The sequence below is a fragment of the Streptomyces sp. NPDC050703 genome, assembly GCF_040654435.1.
In the GTDB taxonomy this organism is placed as follows: domain Bacteria; phylum Actinomycetota; class Actinomycetes; order Streptomycetales; family Streptomycetaceae; genus Streptomyces.
The window spans coordinates 18,624-40,940 of record NZ_JBFAHX010000009.1 but is presented as its reverse complement, the minus strand read 5'-3'; the positions used below and the strand labels follow the sequence as shown (position 1 = coordinate 40,940).

Genomic DNA, 22,317 nt, shown 5'->3' with positions numbered 1-22,317 from the left:
GTCAGCCAACAGCAGCGGACACCGGCGGACAAGCGTCCGGCACTGACACATTCGACTAGCGGGGCCCGTGCAGAACGAGAACGACCAGCCCCTCGGCATCGTGCCGCTCCGCGGCCGTCCACCGGCTCCGCAGACGTACGAGTTCGTCCTCGTCGAGAGCGATACCGCGCCGCTCGGCCGGGGTGGCGGCGGCGAGCGGCGTGATCACGACGAGGGCACCGTCCGGCCGGAGCCGGCGGCCCAGCGAGCCGAGGGTGCGGTCGCGGGCGCCGAGGAACGGAGCGACGAACCGCAGGGTGATCAGGTCGTAGCCGTCGACGTGGAGTGCGTCCCCGTCGTCCTCCTCCACCTCCTCCACGTCGAGGCGGAGCCATCGAGCGGCGTCACCGTAGCGGGCGCCGGCTTCGGCGAGGGCCGTCTCGGACCAGTCGACGGCGTCCACGGTGTAGCCGGACGAGGACAGGTGCGCGGCCAGCTCACCGGTCCCGCACCCGACATCGAGTGCCCTGCTCCCGGCCACCGGCGCCAGTCGCGTGGCGAGCAGCGAACGTTCGGCGTCGCCGAGCGGGCGGTAGCGACGCCCTTCGACGTAGCCGCGGTCCCATTCCTCCTGCGTGGTGAACATGTGGGCAAGCATGCCCTTCCCGTGGATGACGCCGGAAGGGCCGCCTAAGTAGGGTCGGCCCTCATGGAGAACTCGGACAGCGCGGGAACCGGTCGTCGCCGGCCGGCGGAACGTGTGCGCGACGCGTTGGGGCGGCTCGCCGCCGAGCGGGACGTATGGGTGTCGACGGCCCACCCCGAGCACGGGCCGCACCACGTGCCGCTGTGGTTCATGTGGGACGGGCAAGCGGTGTGGATGTGCACGAGCGCCACGGCCGCGACCGCGCGGAACATCCGCAAGGAACCGCGCGTGCGCCTGGCGTTGCCGGACACCTTCGACGTGGTGCTCCTCCAGGGTGAGGCGGAGTGCATCCCGGACCAGGCGGTGCCGGGAGAGGCGGCGGAGGCGTTCGCCCGGAAATTCGGCTGGGACCCTCGCGCGGAAGAGGGGGCCTTCGTCTATATACGCGTGGTTCCGAGCACCGTACGCGCTTGGCGCGGCGAACCAGAACTACGGGGGAGAGTCATCATGCGCGACGGAATGTGGCTGGGATAGTGACTGGTGACTGGTGACTGGTGACTGGTGACTGGTGACTGGTGACTGGTGACTGGCGGCCAGTGGCCGGCGGCTTGTGGCCTCCCTCGCTACCGCTACGCGCAAAGCTGCCCCGCATATCCCCGTATAGGTCGGCGGCCTGTGGGAACCTCTTCGGCATGAACCACCACGACGGGCCGGACCGAGGCCACCAGCGACCCGAAGGCGTCAGCGACGAGACAGTCGAAGCCCTCGGGTCCCTCTCCAAAGCACTGGAAATCACCGAACGCGCCCGTGGGTACCTCTACGATTTCCATCAGCTGACGGGCCGCGCCGACCTGGAGTTGGACCGGGCCGTGGAACTCCTCAGGAAGGCCGGTCACGCGGAATGGGCCGACCGCGTCCAGAATGAAATCGTTGGCCGCAACGTCATTCCCGGGCATTGGACGTTCCAGATCGTCGAAGGGTACAACAGCACGTATTACGAGCCCTTCAAGAAAGTGGAACGGCAGGCAGTCGACGAACTGGCGGACGGGCGCGACCATCTCTACGAAGCCGAGATGAAGGAAGCGCGCCGCAGTAAGGGACACCCCGATCACACCGCTCGCCCGTAAGAACCGCCGACCGGGAAGCAAGCCGCCGCGCGTACGCCGGCCTCGTCGCACGTCCTCAGGGCCCGCGTCGATCACCGCGGGCGCGGTGCCCGAAGGGGGCATGGATCGTCACCAGCTTCGTCCCGTCCGGGAACACCGCTTCGACCTGTACGTTGCCGATCAACTCCGGGACGCCCGCCATCACCTCGTCCCGTGTCAGCACACGGCGGCCGGACTCCATCACCGCGTCCACCGTCTCACCGGCCCGCGCCTCCTCGAAGACGTGCGCCGTCAGCAACGCCATGGCCTCCGGGTAATTCAGCCGCAGGCCCCGCTCACGGCGCCGCCGGGCCACGTCCGCCGCCGTGTGGACCAGCAGACGCTCCTGCTCGTGCGGAGTCAGACGCATACGCGCTCCTCCTTCCCGTTGTCATCGGTCGATCGGTGCGGCGGCCCGTACCCCGAGGAACAGGAACAGCACAGGGGCCCCGGAGCCGCCGCCACCGATCTTCGAGCCGTCAGGCGCCGGAACCGGCGCAACGGCCGCTACTCCCACCGATGGAGTGGAACGGGAGCATGCGCGACGCAGGGGGCGCGCTCACGTCAGCACCGCGACGATCCTCCCCACCTGCCTCCCGGCCCCACGGCCAGCTCAGCGCGTCGAGCCCTGCGCCCCGCCGTCCGCCCGCTCCGGACGCCACGTGGCCGCCACCGTCAGATGGGCCTGACCGCTGCCGTTCACGATGCCGAGCTTGAGGTCCTGTCCGACCTGCACCCCGAAGGTGACGGTGATCTCGTCGGGTGGTGTCGGTGCGGCGCTCACCGCGTCATGCACCTCCTGGACGAGCGGACCGAGCGGCTTGAGTGTGGTGCGCAAGGCGTCGGCGGCGAGCGGGGCGAGGCTCCGCCCGCGCCGGGACACGGGTACGGCGGGACCCATGCCGTTGGTGACGGGCCCTGCCGCCTCCGACAGGATGAACCGGACCGTGGTCCCGTCGTCCAGGCCGAGCTGCGTCTGCTGATGTTCGGTCACGTCGGCTCCTCGCCTGCGTACGCGGTCAGGGACATGGTGGCCCGTCGGGTGTTCCCTCGGGCAACAGCTTGCGTTCGGCGTCGGTGTAGTCCCGCCCGGCGGCTTCGCAGAGATGACGGAACTGCGCCTCGGGCCGCAGGTCGAACTTCTGCCGTACGGCCCCCGAATCGACGACCAACTGGTCCCCGTCGGCGTGGATCACGCCCTTCATGACGGGAACCGCGAGGTTGTTCCCTTCGTGGCCCGGATCGACGAAGTGGAGCTGCCCGCCACGCAACACCATCACCCGACCGTCCCGTGTCGGGCCGACGAGACCGTCCTTGCCGTCCGTCCAAGGAATGCCGGGCGGGAGCTGCTTCCCGCGCGGTACGTCCCAGAGCCGGGCCTGGGCGTCGTCATTGACGACCGCGAGGTACCTGCCCGCGGGGTCGAACGCGGCGAGGGCGGAGTAGACGCCGGCCGGCCCGTAACTGACGGGGGCGCCGCGCAGCACGGCGACACGCCTCGGCGCCCGCAGATCCCACAACAGGATCGCGCCGCTTCTGTCGTGGACCGCGACCTGACCGGCGTGTTCCGGCCTCGCCACGAGCTGGGCCCCGACGTAGCTTCCCTCCGGTGCCTGCCGCGCCCCGGCGCCCCGGTAGACGGAGAAGGGACGTGTCGTCACCCTTCCGTCGGCAGCGTCGACGCGCGCGAGCCGGCTCCGCGAAAGCACCGCCACCTCGCTGCCGCCGACAGCGACCACGCCCTGGGCCGGGTCGAAGCCCGGCAACGTGCCGTCCAGGGCCACGGGGCGGGAACCGAGGTCGTCCGCCGCGTACGACCGGTTCAGTCCGTCCCTGCCGCTCCACAGCACGAGCCGCCGGGAGTCGGCGGTCCACATCACCGTGTGGTCGGCGGCCGGTTCGGGAAGCGGGGTCGACCGCAGCCTCCTGCGGGAGGCGTCGAGGACCGCGAGCCGGCCCTCGAAGATCCGGGCGAACAGCTGCCCGTCCGGCGACAGGACCTCACCGTCCGCCGCCAGAGCCTCGGACCGCAGCTGCTTGCCGCCGACCGGCTCGGCCCGTGTCTCGACCAGATCCGAGCCCACGGCCGCGAAGACCCTCAGCCCGCCCCCCTTCCTCGGCAGGGCCGCGACGGTGGCCGGGACCACGGACGCGTCACCCGAGGCCGGGACGCGGGTGTGGAAGGAGCGCCCGGTACGCACATCCACCAGTACGTGTTCGACGTAGCGTTGTCCCGTGCTCACCGGATCGCGCGGTTCGGTGGACCGGAGTTCGTACCGGGTGGTGGCGTCGGTGAGGAAGAACTCCTTGCGGGCGGGGACGCGGTACGAGCGCCCCGGCGTCCGGCCGAGCTCCAGCGCCCGTCCGTCGTCCTGGACGGCGACCTCCCCGCCCGCCAGCAGCGAGACCGGGGTGGCCATGCGCCGGGAGTAGAGCCGGCGCCCGGTCCTGAGGTCCCGCACATCGACGGTGTCCCTGACCGACGTGGCGGAGCGCAGCGTCGCCACCGAGTCCGCGTCGGCCGTGAAGGCGACGTCGTCCATGCCGGCCGGCAGCTCGATGCGGCCGGTCACGTGCCCCCGGCCGCCGATGTCCGTGTCCCACACGTCCACGAAGGCCGGACCGCACTTCTTCGTCACATCGGTGTCGCACCCTTCGCGGGGATGGAAGAGCAGCAGTCGCCCGCCGTCGCCGCTGAAGTCCAGAATCGCCCTGGAACCCTTCTTCCGCAGCGTGTGCGGGCCGGACTCCAGCGTCTTGGGGTGCTTCGTACCGCCTCTGCCCGTCCGCCACAGGCGGACCTCGCCCCGTCCGGCGGTGACCGCGACCTGGCGCCCGTCGGGGCTCACCGCCGTGGCCAGGTCACCGTCGGGGACGCCGCTGAGCCGCCGCGCGCGGGGCCTCCCTTCGGAAGCACCCGTGACCACGGTGAGCGCCGAGCGTCCGCCACCCGGTGGCTTCGACCGCACCACGAGCACCCGGCCGTCCTCGCTCGCGGTCAGCGCGTCGACGCCGCCGTGCCACAGGGACGGGTGGGCGCCCGTGACGAACTGTCCCCGCACGTACTGGTTCATCAGCGCCTGCCGGGCCCGGGGGGTGGGCTTCGCGTGCCATGCGGCGAGGGCCAGTTGCAGAGCCGTGGCCGGGTCGCTCGCCGGGCGCTCGTCCGCGGTCCGGGCGATGAGGTCGGCGGCCTGGGTACGGAGCTGGTCCTCGGTCCGCCGCAGACTCTGATAGGTGGTGAACGCCAGGACGACCGCGAGGACGGTCAGCACGCCGAGCACCGCCACCGCGGCCCGGCGCAACCGGGAACCGCGCCGCGCGTGCCTCCGGCTGAGGTCGATGTACTCGCGTTCGGCCGCCGAGATGTCGCCCGCTTCCGTGTGCGCGCCCAGTCGGCGCTCCGCCTCCGTCAGGTCCGTGCCGCCGAGCAGGCGGGAGTGCTCACGCTCCTGGGACCGCCAGCGGTCCAGGTCGGCGCGCACCTGTTCCTGCCAGACACGGAAGTCGCGGGAGTCGACGAGCCACTGCCGCAGGCGGGGCCAGTGGGTGGTCAGGGCCTCGTGCGCGAGGTCGACGAACTCCTCGTGCTCGTCGCTGCCCGGTGCGTGGGAGAGGACGACGAGCTTGTCCCTCGCGAGTTTCCGCGCGCACGCGACCACTTCGGGGGCGAGGTCGGTCGTGCGGGCCGGTCTGCGGGTGAAGGTGTCGCCGTCGCCCGGGCGCGCGAGCTGGACGAGAAGCCGCCGCGCCAGGACCCGGTCGGCCTCGGACAGCTGTCCGTAGGCATGGTCCGCGTAGCCGACGAGTGCGCCCGCGACACCGCCCAGTTCGTCGTATGCGGCGTGCGTGAGCATGGCCCGGCTGCGCAGCCGCCACAGCTCGGTCAGCGCGAACTGGACGAGCGGCATACGGCCGGGTTCGTCGCCCGCGTCCGCGACGATGCGCTCCGGCAGGCCCGCCTCGAACCACAGCCCGGGCACGGTGTCGATCGGCGCCGTCACCGCCTGCGCGAGGTTCTCGGTGGCGAGGGGCGCGAGGAACTGGACGGCATCGCTGACGAGGTCGGACGTGCCGGCCGTGACCAGGCTGTCGAGCGAGTCGGGCCGTGCGGTGGCGATGACCCGCAGGCCCTCGCCCGCCAGCTCGGCCAGCAGCCCGAGGAGCGTACGGGCGGCGGCCGGTTCGCCCGCCACGTACTCCTCGAACTGGTCCACGAAGAGGACGCGCCGGGAGCCGTCGCTCCGGCTCAGCACCCGGTCGCGCAGCTCGGAGGCGATACCGCGGCCCGCGTCGAGCAGGCCGGCCAGCTCCTCCGCTCGGACCAGGCGCTCGATCTCGCCGAGGTCCGGTTCGAGCACCCCGGCCAGTGCCCGCGCGACGACGGCGGCCGGAGGCACCCCCGGCACGGGCCGCAGTTCCGTCACGTCGGCCCCGGAAGCCCGCAGCCGGGGAAGCAGCCCGGCACGCGCGAGGGAGGACTTCCCGCACCCCGACGGCCCCGCCACCAGGGTCAGGGCACGCGTGCGGACGGCGGTGAGCAGCCGTTCGGTGTCGGCGTCCCGGCCGTGGAAGAACCTGGCACCGTCCTCGGTGAACGCGGCCAGGCCCTGATACGGGCAGCAGGGCTCAAGCACCGTCTCGTCGACCAGTTCGGCCGACGGCAACAGGTAGGCGGTGGGCTCGCCCAGGTGGGCGGCGACCGTCATCCCGACGACGCCGTTCTGCGTGTGGTCCCAGACCGGTGCCCCGCTGAAGCCCTCCGTGACGCGGGGGCCCGGCTCGTCGGTGTCCATCTGCACCCAGCCGGTCCCCTGCTCACCCCGCAGCGTCCCGTAAGCCCATACGCCCTGACCGGCACCGGCCGGAAAACCCATCGTCCGAAAGGTGTGCCCCCACACCTCCGTCCCGTCCACCAGCGGTGCGGGCCGGGCTCCCTCGACCGGTCCACTGAGCCGCAGCAGCGCCACATCGGCATCGCGCGTACGCCACGACACGACCGCGGCGCGGGCGCGGGGGCGGCCGGGGAGGAGCGGGAAGTCGAGGTCGAGGGCCCCGGGGGGAGCCTCCCCGGCCCCGTTCGCGTTCTCGGTCCCGTTCTCGGCCCAGCCCTCGGCCCCGGTTCCGTCCCCGGCCTGGTCCCCGGTCTCCCGCGCCCCCAGCGCCCTGACGACGACATGCGCACAGGTGCACACCACGTCGTCGGCGACCAGGAAGCCCGCCCCGACCACCTCTCCGTCGGCCGAGTACACCCGCGCCTGCGACGCCGCCAGGACATCGCTCTTCCGTACAGCGGCCATGGTCAGCCCCCGGGTCCCCCGTCTGAAGTCACGTCACGCCATGACGGCAGCCTTTCTCTGGCGTCACTCTACGCACAACGCCCTTGCGGGGCAGCGTCCTTCAGCCGGGCGCCCGTCTCCTCGAACGGTCCGTGCCCGGGGCCGACGGGCCGTCAGCAGACGCTGTCCGTCGGCTTCGGGTTGCCCAGGCCGAACAGCGGTCGCAGCCGCAGTCCGGCCCAGGTGCCGAGGAGGGCCACGGCGGCCCAGACCCAGCCGTGGAGGGACCCCGACGCGATGCCGGCGAGGTAGGCGCCGATGTTGCAGCCACCGGCGAGGCGGGCGCCGACGCCCATCAGGACGCCGCCGACGACGGCGGCGAGCGCCGTGCGGGCGGGGATGCCGCCGTGCAGCTTCCACACGCCGCCGGCGGCCGCGGCGACGGCGGCGCCGACCATGATGCCGATGTCGGTGAGGCTGGTCTTGTCGGCGAGCACCGGCTGGGACAGCTGGGCCGCGCTGCCGGGCTGCTGCCAGTACGCCCAGGTCTCCGGCGAGCCGCCGAGCGCGTCCACGACCTTGGTGCCCCACAGGGCGAACGCGCTCGTCACGCCCCAGGCGCCGCCCGAGACGAGCAGTACGCCGGCGCCCAGTACCGCGAGCACCAGGGCGCCCGCGGCCAGCGGCCAGGAACCCCGCACCGTACGGCGGAGCGCGCCGCGCGCCGACGGCGGAGTGCCGATTGGCGGGGGAGTGCGGCGGGCCTGGATGGCGCGGGCGGCGAACCAGACGGCGGCGAGCACGGCGATCGTCACCGCCCAGGAGCCGAACAGGCCGACGTGGTCCGACATCACGTACGGGGCGAGCGCGGGCAGGTCGTTCCAGAGGCCGAACTGCCAGGCGGCGAGGGTGGAGCCGGTGATGAAGCCGAGGAGGGTGAGCACGATGGTGCCCTGGCCGGAACCCACGGCGAAGAGGGTCCCGGAGGCGCAGGCGCCGCCGAGCTGCATGCCGACGGCGAAGAGGAAGGCACCGATGAGCAGGGCCACGCCGATCGGTCCCGCGCTGGGCGTGGGCACGGAGCCGAACAGGCCGCTGCCGGTCCCGATGATCAGGGCGAAGAGCGTCGCGGTGCTGCCGAGCAGCAGGGTGTGCGCACGCAGACCGGTGCCGTTGCCGACGGCCACGAGCTGCCGCCAGGCGGAGGTGAAGCCGAACCGGGAGTGGAACAGGGCGACGCCGAGTCCGATGCCGAGCAGCAGCAGGACGCCGGGCTTGGCCCCGTGCGCGGCGAAGACGTAGCCGGTGAGTGCCGAGCCGATGACACCGGCGACCGCCGGCGGCAGCCGCCGGACGGGCGGCAGGGCCTCGGGCCGAGGGGCGGGGACGGAGGTGGGGGCGGGATCGAGCAGGGCGGTACGGGGCGGCGCACCGGCCTCGGGAGCGGTGGTCAAGACGGTCTCCGGACGGAGTGGGGGGGGCTGACGGAGTGGGGGTGCCGATGAGGTGCCGACTGGGCCAGGCGTCAGCGACGGGACGCGTCAGTGGCCCAGGGAAGCGGGGCCCACCGGCGGTGCGTCAGCGGGGGGCGTGCGTCAGTTGGGGCGTGCGTCAGCGGCGACAGAGCGCGTCGTCGACGCTCCACGCCGTGGCGGCGAAGAGCGCGAGGGCGAGCTGACGAGCGGGTCCGAACATGCGCACCACCATAGACATCCTGCTCAGATCGCGAAATGCCGTCTCACATGGAGAACACTTGAATGAGACGGAACTCCGCAGCTCTCAGCCCTCCATGGTCACGTGCTCCGGCGGACGGATCGGGTCGGAACCCAGCACGAGCGGGCGGCGACGGCCAGCGCGACCCCATGGCCGGCGAACGCGGCCATGCCGATCTCATGCACGGTCGAGTGCGGCACGGACACGGTCGAGACCCTCCACTCGCCAGTGGGCCCGGTCGGGCAGCTGGTCGTCGCGGCGCCGGCGCCAGGCCGAGAACATGGCCCAGTTCAGGGCGCGGCACCGGTGAAGCAGCTCGTGATCGGCCCCCGCGTAGTGCCGTCCCACTTCCTCGGGCGCATGGGCGAGGTCGAACTCGACCGGCCCGCGACAGCAGGTGGCGAGGTCCACGAAGAGCGGCCCTATCCCGGTGCTACGGGTGCGGCAATCGCCCCCTACGGGCCCCCGCAGCGATGCCATGATGATCGCCGTGGGCACTATCCTGCTGGCGGAACGCCGGCTGAGGTACCCGCCCCGCACCGTCCGATACGGACTCCGTCCTGCTCCACCCGATACGGACTCGAAGGAGAGCACGTACGTGGAAGACCAGATACGGCAGGAACTGGCGAGCCTCGCCGTCCGCAAGCGCGTCCAGGAGAGCTTCGACCGCCAGGGCCTCATGACCCACCTCGGCGCGCGCATCACCCACATCGGCCCCGGCAGCGTACACATCGTGCTTCCGGCCCGCCCCGAGGTGACCCAGCAGCACGGCTACATCCACGCCGGCGCCACCAGTGCCATCGCGGACACCGCCGGCGGCTACGCGGCCCTCACGCTGTTCGACGAGGACTCCGACGTCCTCACCGTCGAGTACAAGATCAACCTCCTCGCCCCCGCCGCGGGCGACCGCCTCGAAGCGGTCGGCACCGTCCTGAAGTCCGGACGCACCCTGACCGTATGCCAGTTGGAGGTGTACGGCGTCCACGGCGACGGCGCGGCGGACGGCGCCAGGAAGCTCATCGCCAACGGTCAGCAGACGCTGATCCGCCTGAGCAGACCGGACCGGTGAACCGGCCGCCGGCGCGCTCGCCCGGCCGGTGCGACACGAGACCGGCACCGGCGGGGCCGGTCGGCGGTCCCTGCCGATGCGATCGCCCGGGAGCCGGCCTCCGCCGGGAAAGATCCAGAAGCGTGGGTCCCGCCTATCCTGGGTGGCATGAGTCGTTGGGAAGAGCTGACCGGCGGGACGTCGGGCGAGGACTATGCCGCCCGGTTCGCGGCCCTGGCCGACAGCGGCAAGGACATGCACGGCGAGGCACGGCTGTGCGCCGCGCTGGTGCCCGCCGGGGCGCGGGTGCTGGACGCCGGATGCGGCACCGGCCGGGTCATGATCCGGTTGGCGGAGCTCGGGTACGAGTGCGTCGGGGTCGACCGTGACGCGTCCATGCTGGCGGTGGCGCGCAGGCAGGCGCCGCGACTGCCCTGGGCCCAGGCCGACCTGGCCACGCTCGACCTGGCCGAGCTGCGGATCGCCGCGGACTTCGACCTCGTGGTGGCCGCCGGCAACATCTTCCCGCTCCTCGCCCCGGGCACCGAGGCCATGGTGGTCAAGCGCCTGACGGCGGCCCTGCGTCCGGGCGGTCTCCTGGTCGCCGGATTCGGCCTGGACGCGGCCCACCTGCCGGTCCCGCCCACCATCACCCTCTCCGAGTACGACGCCCACTGCGACGCGGCCGGCCTGGCCCTGGTCGACCGCTTCGCGACGTGGGACGCCGACCCCTATGAGGGCGGGGGCTACGCCGTCAGCGTCCACCGGGCGCACCGCGGCTGAAGGTCTCCGCGGGACCGTGCCCCGCCGCGTTGCCGCCGACGGCGTCAGCGGTCCCAGAACCTCAGCTCAACGGTCCCACAATCCCAGCTCAACGGCCCCAGAACCCCCGCAGAGCGGTGACGAGCGCCTCGGGTGCCTCCTCGGCGATGTGGTGTCCGGAGTCGATAGGGCCGCCCGTGGGCCGGTCGTCCGCCCAGTCACGCCAGACGCTCAGCACGTCGCCGTAGAGGTCGGGCATGTCGTCACGGGTGGCCCACAGCACCTGCAGCGGGCAGCCGATGCGTCGGCCGGCGTGCCGGTCGGCATCGTCGTGCTCCCTGTCGACCCCGAGACCGGCCCGGTAGTCCTCGCACATGGCGTGCACGGTGGCCGGGTCGTGGATCGCGCGCCGGTAGTCCTCGTACGCCTCCGCGCCCATCTGCTCCGGAGTGGCGCGGTACCAGGCGTCGGGGTCGGCGTTGATGACGCGTTCGGCGGGCTTGTCGGTCTGTCCGAGGAAGAACCAGTGCCACCAGCTCGCGGCGAAGGCCGCGTCGCAGCGTCGTAGTGCCTCCCCGACGGGAACGGCGTCCAGGACACTGAGGGCGGACACGGCTTCCGGGTGGTCGAGGGCGAGCCGCGTGGCCACGTACGCGCCCCGGTCGTGTCCGACCACCGCGAACCGGTCGTGCCCGAGGCGACGCATGACGGCCAGGCAGTCACCGGCCATGGCGCGCTTGGAGTACGGGCTGTGGCGCTCGTCGGTCGGTGGCTTGTCGGACTCGCCGTAGCCGCGCAGATCCGGGCAGACCACCGTGTGACCCGCCGCGGCGAGCAGCGGGGCGACGCGGTGCCAGGTCGCGTGCGTGCGCGGATGGCCGTGCAGGAGCAGTACCGCGGGGCCGCGCCCGCCGTACCGCACTCGCAGGTGAGCACCGTCTCCCTCACACCGAGTCAACTCGAAGCCGTCGAACACGCGAGCCTCCTACGCCTTGGTCATCGCGGGGCACCTGCCCCATGACGCTCCGCCTACGCCCCCCACGTGCCGGCTCCGCACTGCCGTGCCGCCCGCACGGCGGCGCACGTAGGATGCCCGCCATGGGACAACGGGGGCGCACGATCAAGGTGACAGCCGTACTGGTGCTGTCGGCACTGGCTCTGACGGGCTTCGTGCCCGAGCGGGGCCGCGGCGGAGGCAGCCGCAGCGGTGGGGACGGCGGGGGCGGTGGAGGCGGCTGCAGCAGCTCCAGCCAGGATCACGACAGTTCGTCGTCGGACCGCTCCGGTTCGTCCGGCTCAGGGACTTCCGGGTCGTATGACGACGACGATGACGACGCGTACGGCGGCAGTGGCGAGGGAAGGCGCGGCGGCGACGGTGGTCACCACCGGCGGCCGAACGGCCGATCCACCGCTTCCGCTTCTCCCGGCGACGGCGACGGCGACGGCGGGCGGCAGGAGCCGGAAGCCAAGGCCGAGCTGGTGCGCTGCGCGACCAGGACCACTCCGTACGCGACCGTCAAGGTGACCAACAGCGATGACCGCAAGGGCCGCTTCTGGGTCTCGGTCACCTTCGTGGACGCGGCCGGCATCACCATCATCGAGGAGAGCGAGAAGGTGACGGTGCGGCGGAAGAGCCACCGGACCGTGCGGGTGGAGCTGAGCGGTGGGGGTCTGCAGAACTCGGTGGACCACTGCGAAGTCGAGCCGCGAGCCCTCTCCGTGTCCGGTTGACCGGGAAGGGCCTCCTCGTCCGAAGGGCGCCGTGCAGCGAGTCACCGGCGCACCAGCGGGACGACAGCGAAACGTGAGCGCTCCCCCTCAGGGTGGAGGCAGAACGTCGTAGCGGGGGTCATGCCTCGACAGCGGTGAGCCGTCCCGCCCGCCGTGCGTTCGGTGATCTGTCCGCGACGGCGTGTCCCGGGGGTTCGTCACCACTTCTGTCCGTCGGCCGACGGACACCTTGCTTTGTCATGCCCGCGTGGACCGCTGCCTGCCGCCAGGCCGACGCACGCGTGTCCGTACACATCCCTTCACTCGCACACATCAATTCGCTATTCGCTCACCCGCCGTGACCCGGCGGACATGGAGAGGACCCTCATGAGGAGACGTCAGCCCGGTATATCGATGCCCGGCACATCAGCGCCCGGCGCGTCGGTGCGGACACGGCAGGGTGGGGGCGGCCGGACCGGACGCACCCGCCTGCAGGTCACCGTCGCCACCGGCGTGGCCGTCGCGGCGAGCCTCGCCGGGGTCGGCGGCGCCATGGCCGCGGACACCACCCCCGCCGCCGGTTCCGGCACCAAGCAGTCCGCCGAGACCTCGCGCTCCACGGGACCCCAGCAGCACGTCGAGTACTTCACTTCCCCCGACGGCCACCCGAGGCACACCGAGGTTCCCGTCCCCGCCCCGCTGAATGCCAGACAGCGTTCGGCCATCGCAGGGGACGGGAAAGTCGTCCCGCTCGTGAAGAACGGTTCGGTCGGCTCCAAGGCCGACGTGGTGTTCATCGGCGACGGCTACACCAAGTCCCAGCAGGACGACTTCCTGGCCGACGTACGCAGGAAGTGGAAGGAGGTCTCGGCGGTCGAGCCGTACCGCACGTACAAGAAGCAGTTCAACGTCTGGGCCGTGGAGGCCCACTCGCCGCAGTCCGGTGTCGGAGGCGATCCGGACTACGGCACGAGCAAGCGGACCGCGCTCGGTTCGTCGTTCTGGTGCGACGACGTCGAGCGCCTGCTGTGCGTCAACCACGAGAAGGTCGAGGCGTACGCGAGCAAGGCCGCCGACGCCGACCTGGTGATCGTCCTCGCCAACTCCACCAAGTACGGCGGCGCGGGCTACAACGACATCACGTCGCCCTCGGGCTACGACGGCATAGCCACCGCCTCCTCGGACAACCCCGACTCCACCCAGATCATCGTCCACGAGACCGGCCACTCCCTGGGGAAGCTGGCCGACGAGTACTGGTACGACGAGTACGGCACCTACGGCGGCGAGGAGCCGTGGGAGTCGAACATCAGCAAGCTCAAGGCCGCCCAGCTGACCGCGCAGAAGAAGAAGTGGTACCGCTGGATCGGCGAGACGTCCCCGGACGGCGGCAAGGTCGGCGCGTACCGGGGCGGCGGCTACTACCCCCGCGGCATCTACCGGCCCACCGACGACTCGATCATGCGGACCCTGGGCAACGAGTTCAACCTGCCCGGACGCGAGGCGATGATCGCGGGCTTCCACCGGCACTCGTCGGTGATCAGCGCCACGCCCGGCACCAGCACGAAGGTGCGCCGCACGCAGAGCGTCACCGTCAAGGCCGGCAAGGGCATCCAGCTGCGCTGGTACGTCGACGGACGCATGACCGACAAGGGCCGGGACGAGGCGAGCATGACGCCGCGCGCCCTGGGTGTACCGGCCGACGGCCGCGCGCACACCATCTCGGTGCGGGGCACGGACCCCACCAAGGCGGTCCGCGACCCGGCGCTGCGCAAGCTCCTGACCAAGAAGCTCACCTGGCGCGTCGCGAACTGACGAGAAGCGGCCCGCCGCCCACGCACCCGCCGTGCGTGGGCGGCGGTGCCGCCCGGGTGGCCGGGCTCGGGTCGCCGCCCCGGGCGCCGAGGAACCGGGCCGCAGCGGTGGCTGGGCCGGAAGGACTGGCGGCACGGGGGAAGCGTTGAGGTCAGGCCGGGCTGGTCTGTGCCGCCTCCGCCTCCGCCTCGGCCCGGCGGTCGGAGCCGAGTACTCCGGCCAGCGCGGAAGCGGCGGTCAGCAGGACGAGGACGACCGTCATCGTCAGGCGGAGCCCGATGTGGTCGGCGAGGAAGCCGAGGGCGGGCGGGCCGACGAGGAAGGCGACGTACCCCGCGGTGGCCACCGCGCCGACCCGCTCCGCCGCGTCGTGCGGGTGGTCGCCCGCCGCCGACAGGGTGACGGGGAAGCCGAGCGATGTGCCCAGCCCCCACAGGACCGTGGCGGCGCCCGCCATCAGCGGGCTGGGGGAGACGATGACCACCACCAGACCGAGGGCGGCGGTCGCGGCGCTGATCCGGACCACCAGGGTCCGGCCGAAGCGCTCCAGGAGGGGCCCGCCGGCGAACCGGCCCAGCGTCATCGACGAGGCGAAGGCCAGGAAGGTCAGCGATCCCGCGGTGGCGCTGACGTGGTAGCCGTCCACCATGAGCAGCGGCAGCCAGTCATTGGCGGCCCCCTCCGCGAAGGCCATGGCCAGCACGATCACCCCGATGAGGACGAGCCGCCGGTCACGCCACACGCGCAGTCGTCCTGGCCGGCCGCCGGCCCGGGGTGAGTCGTCGGCGGCCTTCTTGCCCGTGCCGTGGGGGAGGGAGAGGACGGCCCGTACGGCGACGGCGGCGATGAGGGCCGCGACGGCCGTGAGATGCCACCCCACGGGAAACCCGGCGGCGGTCAGCGCCATGCCCAGCAGCGCCCCGACGACGGTGCCCAGGCTGAAGCAGCCGTGCAGCACCGGCAGGACGGGCCGGCCGATGAGGCTCTCGACGGCCGCTCCCTCGATGTTGAACGCGACCTCCGCGATCCCCAGCCCGCCGCCGAACAGCGCGAGTCCGCAGAAGACGCCGACCGCCAGCGACAGGCTCGCGCCGGCGGCGACGACCAGCAGCCCCGCGACGACGAGCGCCGCACCGGCGCTGATCGTGACGCGGCCCCCATATCGGCGTACGAGCGGCCCTGAGGCCGTGACCCCGGCCATCGAGCCGGTCGAGAGACCGAAAAGCACCAGGCCCAGCACGCCGGTGGACACGTCGAGACCGTCCCTGACCGCGGGGGTGCGCGCCACCCACGAGGCCATGCCGGTACCGGCGGCGAGCATGAAGAGGAACAGGGCGGCACGCCAGCGGCGTATAGCGGCATCCATGGCAGCGGGGCCTCAGCAGACGGATCGGGAACGGGCAGCAGGAGCGTACGAACGTACACCAGGAGCGTACGAACGTACGCTAGGAGTGTACGATCGTACGCATGAAGGACCACTTCGCGGGAGACCCCCGCACGAACCACGAGCGGATGCTCGCCGGAGACCTCTACATCGCCGACGATCCCGCCATCGCGGAGGCCCAGCGGCGTGCCGTGCGCCTCACCGCCCGGTACCAGGCGGCCTACACCGAGGACCCCGACGCGGCCCGGCCCGTCGTCGCCGAACTCCTCGGGAGCCTCGGCGCCGGGGCGCACATCCGGCCGCCGTTGTTCGTGGACTACGGCTCGTACATCACGGTCGGCGAGGACACGTTCATCAACTACAACCTCACCGCGCTGGACGTGGCGCCCATCACCATCGGCCGCGACTGCCAGATCGGGCCGAACGTCCAGCTGCTCACGCCCACCCACCCGGTGGAGCCGGAGCCGCGCAGGGACAAGCTGGAGGCCGCCGGGCCGATCACGATCGGCGACAATGTCTGGCTGGGTGGTGGCGCGATCGTGCTGGCCGGGGTGACCATCGGGGACAACAGCGTCATCGGCGCCGGAGCCGTCGTCACCAAGGACGTACCCGCCGATGTGGTCGCGGTCGGCAACCCGGCCCGGGTGATCCGCTCGATCTAGCCGTTTCTCGACAGAAGGAAGCAAGGAAGCACCGTGGCGACCGGACAGAACGACCCCGAGCGGCGGGAACGCATCATCACCGCCGCGCTCGACCTCATCGCGGAGGTGGGCGTCGCCGGGATCTCACACCGCAAGGTCGCCGCGCGTGCCGGTGTGCCGCTCGGCTCCATGACGTACCACTTCGGCGGCATGGCGGAACTGCTGCGCGAGGCGTTCACCCGCTTCTCCAGCGGCATCGTCGCCGTGTTCGAGGAACACCTCGGCGCGGCCTCCACCGCCGACGAGGCCCGGGCGGCGGTCGCCGATCTGGTCCACCACCTGTCCGGCGGCAACCAGCGCGAGCTGATCCTCACCCACGAGCTGTACACGCTCGCCGCGCGCGAACCCGCCTACCGCGAGCTGACCCGGGAGTGGATGCGGCGCAGCCGCGTCGCCCTGGAACGGCACTTCGATCCCGCGACGGCCCGCCAGCTCGACGCCCTGATCGAGGGCCTCTCCATCCACCGTGCCCTGGAGACCGAACCCCACGACCGGGCCCTGACCGTCGAGGCGATCGACCGCGTCACCCGGAGGGACGGCTAGAGACGCCGGTTCAGGACCGCGGTGAGCCCCGACATCGCCACGGCGGCCAGAGCGAAGCAGCCGCAGACGAGGCTCACGGTGTGCACCCATGCGGCGGGCCCGCCGTACAGCAGGACGGTGAACTCGGACGCCGCGCCGAACGCCCCCGCTCCCGCGGCGAGCAGCCAAGTGCCGGGCGTGCAGGCGGCCCACGCGTCACCTGCGGCCGCGGAGCGGGCGATGCGCAGCACGGCCCGCCCGGCGAGCACGACGCAGGCGATCGGGGCGGTGGCGGCCACTCCGAAGAGGAACACCACGGGCAGAACCCAGACACCGGCATCTTCGGACGAGAGGATCATGCCTGCATGACCGCCGGAGCAGCGGGATGGTTGCCCTGACCAGGGCATCGCGCTGGTGCGGTGGCAGGCCCGCGTGCCTTTCGAGGCGGCAGCGGCTCCGTACGGACGGGCTGGTGTCAGACCCGGCTGCTACGTTCCGCCCATGATCAGACCTGTGCCGTTCACCGGCAGCGAGAAGCAGAGCCTGCACGCCAGTCTCGACCGGCACCGCGACGCGGTCCTCTGGAAGCTCGACGGACTGGACGACGAGGCGTTGCGGCGGCCGATGACACCGTCGGGGACGAACCTGCTGGGCCTGGTGAAACACCTGGCGACCGTCGAGTACGGCTGGTTCTGCACGACGTTCGGCCGCGAGACCGAGCCGTTCTGGTTCGACCCCGCCACCGAGGACATGGTCGTGGCCCCGAGCGAGACCACCACCAGCATCAAGGAGTTCTACGGACGGGCGCGGGCAGCCGCCGACGCGACGGTGGCCGAGCTGGACCTCGACGACCTGGGAACGTCCTGGAACGGCAACAGGGTGTCCCTGCGCTGGGTACTCATCCACATGCTGGAGGACACCATCAGGCACGCGGGCCACATGGACATCGTGCGTGAACTCCTCGACGGTTCGACCGGAGACCACCCGCGGACGCCGTGAGCACGGCCACCTCGGCGTGACCCCGTCGGGCACGCCGGTACCCTCACCGCATGGACCACCTCAACCCGCCGACGACGCGAGGCACTTGCGCGCCACCGGGCTTCCCGACCGCTCAGGTGGCCCCTCGTGGATGAGCCGCATCCGCTCCTCGCCTACTTCATGGACGCCGCCGACGACCGCTTCCCGCCGGTCGACGGCCGCGTGACCGTGCTGCCGCCCCTGCCCGGGGGCCTCGAATGCTCGGTCGCCTTCACGGGGCACGCCGTCGTGGCCACTGCCATGACCGAGGAGGCCGTGCATGCCCGGGGTCCGGACGGCTTCGGCGAGTCGCTGTCCGCGGACTTCCTGCGCCACCTCGCCGGGCCCACGGGCTGGATCGACGTCACCGACGCCACGCTCACGGCACGCGGGACCGGCGGCCCGCCACGCCTTGCGGAGCTGACGGACGCGGACGACCACCCACGTGTCCGTCACGCCCGGTGGCTGCGGACCGGCGTCCAGGTCCACGGCGACGAACGCGGTCTCGTCACCGTGGCCGACGGCCTTGCCGGACGGCGTGAGCTGAGCATCGAACTGCACCGCACCCAGCACAGCGGCCGAGGGTACGGCCGGTCGCTCCTCTCCGATGCCCTTTCGCTGGTCCCGGAAGGCGAACCGGTCTTCGCCGCCGTCGCCCCGGGCAACGCCCGCTCCCTGCGCGCCTTCCTCGCCTGCGGCTTCACCCCGATCGGCAGCGAGGTGCTGCTGCGTCCCGAGCGGCGGAGGCAGCCGGCCCCGGCGAGCGGCCCTCTCACCCGGGGCGATCAGGTGTCCTCTGCGTGACGCGTTCCGCGGTGTTCGTCGCCCTGGGCGGTGTGTCGGCCCGGGCCGTCTGCGACGATGGCGCCATGGACGAGGAAGTCATTCCCATTCTCCGCGTCGAGGACGCCGCGGCGGCTGTCGCGTGGTACGAGCGACTGGGCTTCACCCAGCAGTGGGAACACCGCTTCGAACCGGGACTTCCGGCGTTCGTCGAGGTCGCCCGGGGTGAGGTGCGGTTGTTCTTGTCGGAACACGAGGGCGACGCCCGCCCCGACACCCTGGTCTACCTCCGCATCCGTGATGTCGAGGCCGTCGCCTCCGAGTTCGGAGCGCGCGTCGAGAACGCTCCATGGGCGAGGGAGATCGAACTGCGCGACCCCGACGGCAACAGGCTCCGGATCGGCACACCGACCCACTGACCGCGGCCCGTCCCCCCCAGCAGATCGAGGGCGCCCGCGGCCGTGCCGCGGGCGCCCGACGGCGTGGAGCCGGCTCGGACGCTGACCGCGATCCTTACGAGGCGCCGTCAAGGACCTCGCGCAGCCGGTGCGCGAACTCGTCCGGCTTTCCCGGGTAGCCGAACTCCCCGTCGCAGAACCCGCCGTGATGGCTCGGGAACACGGTCACCCGCTGCCCGAGCAGTTCGGCGGTGGCGACGGAGGTGCGTCCGGTCAGCAGGTTCTCGGACTCCTCGCCCACAGCGATCACGACGCGGGTCGGCGCAGCCGTGATCGCGTCGGCGTCCGGTCGGTAGCCGCTGACCGCCCAGGACCGGTCGGAGAGCAGCGGATCGTCACGTGAGCCGTCATCCTCCGTCGGCATCCCGAACGCGGCGGGGTCGGCATCCGGCTGCGCGAAGTACGCGTCGGTGAACTCTCCCTCCCACGAGGTCATGGCCACGAACGCGGCCATCCCGGCTCCCCAGCCGCGCTTCTCGTAGGCGTCCCGGACTCCGGCCCGCGCCCGTACGGCCGCCGGGCCGTCCGGCGTGAGGGTGATGAGCGGCGGCTCGTGCGCGACCAGAGTGGTCACGTCGGCGGGGTACTTCGCGACGGTCGCGAGCGCGGTGATCGCTCCACCGCTGCTGGCGAACATCTCGACCGGCCCGGCCCCGAGCGACTCGATGACGGCGTGCACGTCATCGGCCTGGGTCTGCGGCGTGTGGTCGACCCGCCCGTCCTTGCGGGTGCTGCGGCCGAGCCCGCGCGGGTCATACGTGACCACGGTCCGCTCCGGGAAGCGCGCGGCGAGCGCGGCGAAGCCGGCGGCGTCCATGGGCTGCCCGACCATGAACAACGGCGGGCGTCCATCAGCGGTCGGCAGCGGCCCGCGAACGTCGTGGACGAGGTCGGCGCCGGCGGTCTTGAGTGTGCGGGTCTCATGAGTCTTCATGTACGTGCAGACCGGCCCCGTCACTGAAACTCATCGGTGCGGCAGGCGGGCAGGCAGGCGGGCAGGCCGCCGGGGCGGCGATTACGACCGGGCGCGGACGGTGGTGCCGTCGGTGGTGCCGCCGGTGGCCCCGACTTGGGCGCGGAGGGTGCCGGGGGACAGCCCGAGGCGTGTCTCGGCCGTCTCGATCGCCACGTCGCGCATGTCCAGGCCCAGACCCAGGTCCGGGCCCAAGTCTGGGCCCGGGTCTCCCGGGGCCGCCCGGTCGTCGGCGCCGGCGCCGGGGCCGGCACCTGCGTGGGCGTCGGCACAGGCGTCATTATCGTTGGCGTAGGCGCCGAGCCCGTCGACGGCGACGAGGATGTGCAGGGCCGTCCGCACGCTGTCGTCCGTCGTGAACTGTCCCGCCCTGACGCCCTCGTCGATCAGGGCGACGAGCGCGGCGCGGGTCCTCGACTCCTGTGCGCGCACCGCGAGGCGCAGGGGCGTCTTGAACCTGCTCAGATGCCGGGCGTTGAGCCAGAGACGGCTGAGGCCCACGTAGTCGCCGTCGGCGAGCCCCACGAGGAACCGGGCGAGCCGGTCGACGGGCTCCTTCTCCGCTTCGTGCGGCGGCAGGAGCGACTCGCGTTCCCGCGTCGTGGCGTGGGTGAACGCCTCGGCGAGCAGTTCGTCCGCGGCCGGGAAGTAGTGGCCGATGAGGCCGGGGCGGACCTCCAGGTCCTGGGCGACCCGCCGGAGCGTGATCAGTTCGAGCCCTTCCTCCAGCGCGATGTGCGCGGCCGCCCCCACGATCTCGGCGCGGCGCTCATGCGGTGGTTTGCGGGTGTGTTTCGGCTGGGGCCTTGACGTCATGGGCCAAAGGTTATTGGGTTGGCGCCCAACAGGCAGTTGGTCACGTGCCCAATAAGCGGCGGCGTCGCCGTGACAGCGGCAGCGTCGCCGTGACATCCGAAAGGCCCCGATGACGAGCCACCCCACCACCAGACCCGCTGATGAAGCCCACGCCGGGCACGGCCCCGAGCGTGCGGGGCATCCGGAGACCCGCGGCATCGACCTGGTTCCCGACGCCGAAAGGACCGGCCGCCCGCGCCAGCTCTTCGCGGTGTGGGCGGTGCCGAACGTCAGCTACCTGAGCTTCGCGGTCGGGGGCACGCTCATCCTGACGGGGCTCACGCTGCCGCAGGCGATCGGGGTGATCCTGGCCGGAAACCTGCTGTGGGCCTGTACGGGTGCCATCGCGGCGAGCGGCCCGGTCGCCGGCACCAGCGGCTCGGTGATATCCCGGGCGTACTACGGGGTCCTGGGCAACAAGGCCGTGCTCGTCGTCACCGGCTGGCTCATCGCGGCGGCCTACCTCGCCCTGAACTGGTCGGCCGCCTCGGTCGCAGGCATCGGCCTGGCGGTGCGGGCGGGGCTGCCGGACAGCTCCGCCGTGCACGCGTCCGTGATCTGCCTCATCGCGGGTGCCACCCTGCTGATCGCGGTCTACGGCTACGCGACGATCGTCCGCCTCTACTCCGCGCTCAGTGTCCTGCTGACCGTGGTCTTCATCGTGGTGACGGGGTACGTGCTCGCCGAGGCCGACTGGTCCTACGCCCCGGCGGAACCGCTGCGCGGCGGCGCGCTGGTCGCCGCGCTCGGCGTCGCGTTCACCATCGTCGCCTCCACCCCGCTGTCCTACAGCAACAGCCCCGACCTGGCCCGCTACCTGCCGCGCGGCAGCAGCTCCGCCGCGATCGCCGGATGGACCGCCCTGGGCGCCTACCTGCCGAGCGTCGTCTTCACCTCCGTCGGGGCGCTGGCGGCCACCAGCCTCGACATGAGCGACCCCCAGGCGGCCCTGGAGAGCATCCTGCCGGGCTGGTTCATCCCCGTCTTCGTCATCTCGGTCGTCCTCAACACCCTGACCAACAACGGCATGACGGCGTACAGCGCCGGCCTGTCGATCCAGTCGGTCGGGGTCCGTATCGCGCGCATCCCCGCGGTCCTGGTCATCGGTGTCCTCGGCACGGGCATGACGTTGTACGCGATCCTCGTCCGGGACTTCCTGACGAGCGTCAACACGATGCTCCAGCTCGTGGTCGTCGTGACCGGCCCGGCCATGGCGGTGGCCGTGACCGATCTCCTGATGCGGCGCAACCGCTACGACGGGCCCAGCCTCCTCCAGCAGGAGCGCGGCGGGCCGTTCTGGTACCACGGGGGCGTCCACGTCGCCGGTGTCCTCGCGCTCCTCGCGGGCGCGTCCGCCTCCCTGATGTGCGTGACCACCAGCTTCTGGGCGGGCCCCGTCGCCGAAGCCGCGGGCGGCGTCGATCTGGCCATCCCCTCCGGCATGGCCGTCGCCGCCGCCGTCTACTGGACGACCGCCCGGGCCGTCGGGTCGGTCCCGCGCCGCCCCTGACCCGCCCCACCCGCGTCCGC

23 protein-coding genes are annotated in these 22,317 nt (G+C 72.2%); 12 read left to right on the top strand and 11 right to left on the bottom strand.

Annotated elements, in window-relative coordinates:
- Positions 1-55: 55 nt before the first annotated feature.
- Positions 56-625 (bottom strand): class I SAM-dependent methyltransferase, encoded by a 570-nt coding sequence (locus AB0I16_RS11360; RefSeq protein ID WP_363249076.1) that lies wholly within the window; start codon positions 623-625, stop codon positions 56-58.
- Positions 626-688: 63 nt separating this feature from the next.
- On the opposite strand from AB0I16_RS11360, the gene AB0I16_RS11355 reads away from it, so the two are divergent.
- Positions 689-1,159 carry a pyridoxamine 5'-phosphate oxidase family protein gene (locus AB0I16_RS11355; RefSeq protein WP_363249075.1) on the top strand — a complete coding sequence of 157 codons (471 nt, stop codon included), beginning with the start codon at positions 689-691 and terminating at the stop codon, positions 1,157-1,159.
- A 158-nt stretch (positions 1,160-1,317) separates the two neighbouring features.
- Positions 1,318-1,752 carry a hypothetical protein gene (locus tag AB0I16_RS11350; RefSeq protein WP_363249074.1) on the top strand — a complete coding sequence of 145 codons (435 nt, stop codon included), beginning with the start codon at positions 1,318-1,320 and terminating at the stop codon, positions 1,750-1,752.
- A 55-nt stretch (positions 1,753-1,807) separates the two neighbouring features.
- On the opposite strand, the gene AB0I16_RS11345 is transcribed toward AB0I16_RS11350, so the two are convergent.
- From AB0I16_RS11345 to AB0I16_RS11325, 5 genes are all read right to left on the bottom strand, one after another.
- The gene (locus tag AB0I16_RS11345; RefSeq protein ID WP_363249073.1) at positions 1,808-2,140 is read right to left on the bottom strand and encodes an urease subunit gamma; all 333 of its coding nucleotides are present in this window, start codon (positions 2,138-2,140) and stop codon (positions 1,808-1,810) included.
- Positions 2,141-2,383: 243 nt separating this feature from the next.
- Positions 2,384-2,764 (bottom strand): CU044_2847 family protein, encoded by a 381-nt coding sequence (locus AB0I16_RS11340; protein WP_363249072.1) that lies wholly within the window; start codon positions 2,762-2,764, stop codon positions 2,384-2,386.
- A 25-nt stretch (positions 2,765-2,789) separates the two neighbouring features.
- Positions 2,790-7,070: a trypsin-like peptidase domain-containing protein gene (locus tag AB0I16_RS11335; RefSeq protein ID WP_363249071.1), complete on the bottom strand. Its 4,281-nt coding sequence runs from the start codon at positions 7,068-7,070 to the stop codon at positions 2,790-2,792.
- A 152-nt stretch (positions 7,071-7,222) separates the two neighbouring features.
- Positions 7,223-8,503 (bottom strand): YeeE/YedE family protein, encoded by a 1,281-nt coding sequence (locus tag AB0I16_RS11330; RefSeq protein ID WP_363249070.1) that lies wholly within the window; start codon positions 8,501-8,503, stop codon positions 7,223-7,225.
- Positions 8,504-8,939: 436 nt separating this feature from the next.
- The gene (locus tag AB0I16_RS11325; protein ID WP_363249069.1) at positions 8,940-9,173 is read right to left on the bottom strand and encodes a hypothetical protein; all 234 of its coding nucleotides are present in this window, start codon (positions 9,171-9,173) and stop codon (positions 8,940-8,942) included.
- A gap of 187 nt (positions 9,174-9,360) precedes the next feature.
- On the opposite strand from AB0I16_RS11325, the gene AB0I16_RS11320 reads away from it, so the two are divergent.
- Positions 9,361-9,831, top strand: a complete 471-nt coding sequence (locus AB0I16_RS11320; RefSeq protein WP_363249068.1) for a PaaI family thioesterase — start codon at positions 9,361-9,363, stop codon at positions 9,829-9,831.
- Positions 9,832-9,978: 147 nt separating this feature from the next.
- Positions 9,979-10,593 carry a class I SAM-dependent methyltransferase gene (locus AB0I16_RS11315; protein WP_363249067.1) on the top strand — a complete coding sequence of 205 codons (615 nt, stop codon included), beginning with the start codon at positions 9,979-9,981 and terminating at the stop codon, positions 10,591-10,593.
- Between the two features lie 88 nt (positions 10,594-10,681).
- Here the strand turns inward: AB0I16_RS11315 and AB0I16_RS11310 are convergent, their stop codons facing one another.
- Positions 10,682-11,548 carry an alpha/beta hydrolase gene (locus AB0I16_RS11310; protein WP_363249066.1) on the bottom strand — a complete coding sequence of 289 codons (867 nt, stop codon included), beginning with the start codon at positions 11,546-11,548 and terminating at the stop codon, positions 10,682-10,684.
- Positions 11,549-11,670: 122 nt separating this feature from the next.
- Between AB0I16_RS11310 and AB0I16_RS11305 the strand changes: the two genes are divergently transcribed.
- Positions 11,671-12,303: a hypothetical protein gene (locus AB0I16_RS11305; RefSeq protein WP_363249065.1), complete on the top strand. Its 633-nt coding sequence runs from the start codon at positions 11,671-11,673 to the stop codon at positions 12,301-12,303.
- Between the two features lie 393 nt (positions 12,304-12,696).
- Positions 12,697-14,094 carry a M64 family metallopeptidase gene (locus tag AB0I16_RS11300; RefSeq protein WP_363249064.1) on the top strand — a complete coding sequence of 466 codons (1,398 nt, stop codon included), beginning with the start codon at positions 12,697-12,699 and terminating at the stop codon, positions 14,092-14,094.
- Positions 14,095-14,245: 151 nt separating this feature from the next.
- Here AB0I16_RS11300 and AB0I16_RS11295 read toward each other — a convergent pair whose 3' ends face one another.
- On the bottom strand, positions 14,246-15,460 hold the full coding sequence (locus tag AB0I16_RS11295; RefSeq protein ID WP_363249063.1) for an MFS transporter: 1,215 nt from the start codon (positions 15,458-15,460) through the stop codon (positions 14,246-14,248).
- 101 nt (positions 15,461-15,561) lie between these two features.
- Here AB0I16_RS11295 and AB0I16_RS11290 point away from each other — a divergent pair, with 101 nt between their 5' ends.
- Both AB0I16_RS11290 and AB0I16_RS11285 read left to right on the top strand, forming a co-directional pair.
- Entirely contained in the window at positions 15,562-16,140 is a 579-nt protein-coding gene (locus AB0I16_RS11290) for a sugar O-acetyltransferase (RefSeq protein ID WP_363249062.1), read from the top strand.
- Between the two features lie 33 nt (positions 16,141-16,173).
- The gene (locus tag AB0I16_RS11285; RefSeq protein WP_363249061.1) at positions 16,174-16,722 is read left to right on the top strand and encodes a TetR family transcriptional regulator; all 549 of its coding nucleotides are present in this window, start codon (positions 16,174-16,176) and stop codon (positions 16,720-16,722) included.
- Here AB0I16_RS11285 and AB0I16_RS11280 read toward each other — a convergent pair.
- Positions 16,719-17,060 carry a hypothetical protein gene (locus AB0I16_RS11280; protein ID WP_363249060.1) on the bottom strand — a complete coding sequence of 114 codons (342 nt, stop codon included), beginning with the start codon at positions 17,058-17,060 and terminating at the stop codon, positions 16,719-16,721. The two genes, AB0I16_RS11285 and AB0I16_RS11280, sit on opposite strands and share 4 nt — an antisense overlap.
- A gap of 142 nt (positions 17,061-17,202) precedes the next feature.
- Between AB0I16_RS11280 and AB0I16_RS11275 the strand changes: the two genes are divergently transcribed.
- From AB0I16_RS11275 to AB0I16_RS11265, 3 genes are all read left to right on the top strand, one after another.
- Complete coding sequence (locus AB0I16_RS11275) at positions 17,203-17,700, top strand: DinB family protein (protein ID WP_363249059.1); 498 nt, start codon at positions 17,203-17,205, stop codon at positions 17,698-17,700.
- Positions 17,701-17,826: 126 nt separating this feature from the next.
- Complete coding sequence (locus AB0I16_RS11270) at positions 17,827-18,522, top strand: hypothetical protein (protein ID WP_363249058.1); 696 nt, start codon at positions 17,827-17,829, stop codon at positions 18,520-18,522.
- A 65-nt stretch (positions 18,523-18,587) separates the two neighbouring features.
- Positions 18,588-18,920 (top strand): glyoxalase superfamily protein, encoded by a 333-nt coding sequence (locus tag AB0I16_RS11265; protein WP_363249057.1) that lies wholly within the window; start codon positions 18,588-18,590, stop codon positions 18,918-18,920.
- A gap of 94 nt (positions 18,921-19,014) precedes the next feature.
- On the opposite strand, the gene AB0I16_RS11260 is transcribed toward AB0I16_RS11265, so the two are convergent.
- Both AB0I16_RS11260 and AB0I16_RS11255 read right to left on the bottom strand, forming a co-directional pair.
- A complete protein-coding gene (locus tag AB0I16_RS11260; protein WP_363249056.1) occupies positions 19,015-19,893 on the bottom strand; it encodes an alpha/beta hydrolase in 879 nt (292 codons plus the stop codon).
- A gap of 81 nt (positions 19,894-19,974) precedes the next feature.
- On the bottom strand, positions 19,975-20,748 hold the full coding sequence (locus AB0I16_RS11255) for a TetR family transcriptional regulator (RefSeq protein WP_363249055.1): 774 nt from the start codon (positions 20,746-20,748) through the stop codon (positions 19,975-19,977).
- 109 nt (positions 20,749-20,857) lie between these two features.
- Between AB0I16_RS11255 and AB0I16_RS11250 the strand changes: the two genes are divergently transcribed.
- On the top strand, positions 20,858-22,297 hold the full coding sequence (locus AB0I16_RS11250; protein ID WP_363249054.1) for a cytosine permease: 1,440 nt from the start codon (positions 20,858-20,860) through the stop codon (positions 22,295-22,297).
- Positions 22,298-22,317 lie beyond the last annotated feature (20 nt).

Bases quoted from the DNA above. Each gene is read 5' to 3' on its own strand.
- AB0I16_RS11360 (WP_363249076.1), bottom strand. From the start codon at position 625: ATGTTCACCACGCAGGAGGAATGGGACCGCGGCTACGTCGAAGGGCGT.
- AB0I16_RS11250 (WP_363249054.1), top strand. From the start codon at position 20,858: ATGACGAGCCACCCCACCACCAGACCCGCTGATGAAGCCCACGCCGGG.
- AB0I16_RS11305 (WP_363249065.1), top strand. From the start codon at position 11,671: ATGGGACAACGGGGGCGCACGATCAAGGTGACAGCCGTACTGGTGCTG.
- AB0I16_RS11260 (WP_363249056.1), bottom strand. From the start codon at position 19,893: ATGAAGACTCATGAGACCCGCACACTCAAGACCGCCGGCGCCGACCTC.
- AB0I16_RS11300 (WP_363249064.1), top strand. From the start codon at position 12,697: ATGCCCGGCACATCAGCGCCCGGCGCGTCGGTGCGGACACGGCAGGGT.
- AB0I16_RS11275 (WP_363249059.1), top strand. From the start codon at position 17,203: ATGATCAGACCTGTGCCGTTCACCGGCAGCGAGAAGCAGAGCCTGCAC.
- AB0I16_RS11295 (WP_363249063.1), bottom strand. From the start codon at position 15,460: ATGGATGCCGCTATACGCCGCTGGCGTGCCGCCCTGTTCCTCTTCATG.
- AB0I16_RS11290 (WP_363249062.1), top strand. From the start codon at position 15,562: ATGAAGGACCACTTCGCGGGAGACCCCCGCACGAACCACGAGCGGATG.
- AB0I16_RS11350 (WP_363249074.1), top strand. From the start codon at position 1,318: ATGAACCACCACGACGGGCCGGACCGAGGCCACCAGCGACCCGAAGGC.
- AB0I16_RS11355 (WP_363249075.1), top strand. From the start codon at position 689: ATGGAGAACTCGGACAGCGCGGGAACCGGTCGTCGCCGGCCGGCGGAA.
- AB0I16_RS11315 (WP_363249067.1), top strand. From the start codon at position 9,979: ATGAGTCGTTGGGAAGAGCTGACCGGCGGGACGTCGGGCGAGGACTAT.
- AB0I16_RS11335 (WP_363249071.1), bottom strand. From the start codon at position 7,070: ATGGCCGCTGTACGGAAGAGCGATGTCCTGGCGGCGTCGCAGGCGCGG.
- AB0I16_RS11345 (WP_363249073.1), bottom strand. From the start codon at position 2,140: ATGCGTCTGACTCCGCACGAGCAGGAGCGTCTGCTGGTCCACACGGCG.
- AB0I16_RS11255 (WP_363249055.1), bottom strand. From the start codon at position 20,748: ATGACGTCAAGGCCCCAGCCGAAACACACCCGCAAACCACCGCATGAG.
- AB0I16_RS11265 (WP_363249057.1), top strand. From the start codon at position 18,588: ATGGACGAGGAAGTCATTCCCATTCTCCGCGTCGAGGACGCCGCGGCG.
- AB0I16_RS11280 (WP_363249060.1), bottom strand. From the start codon at position 17,060: ATGATCCTCTCGTCCGAAGATGCCGGTGTCTGGGTTCTGCCCGTGGTG.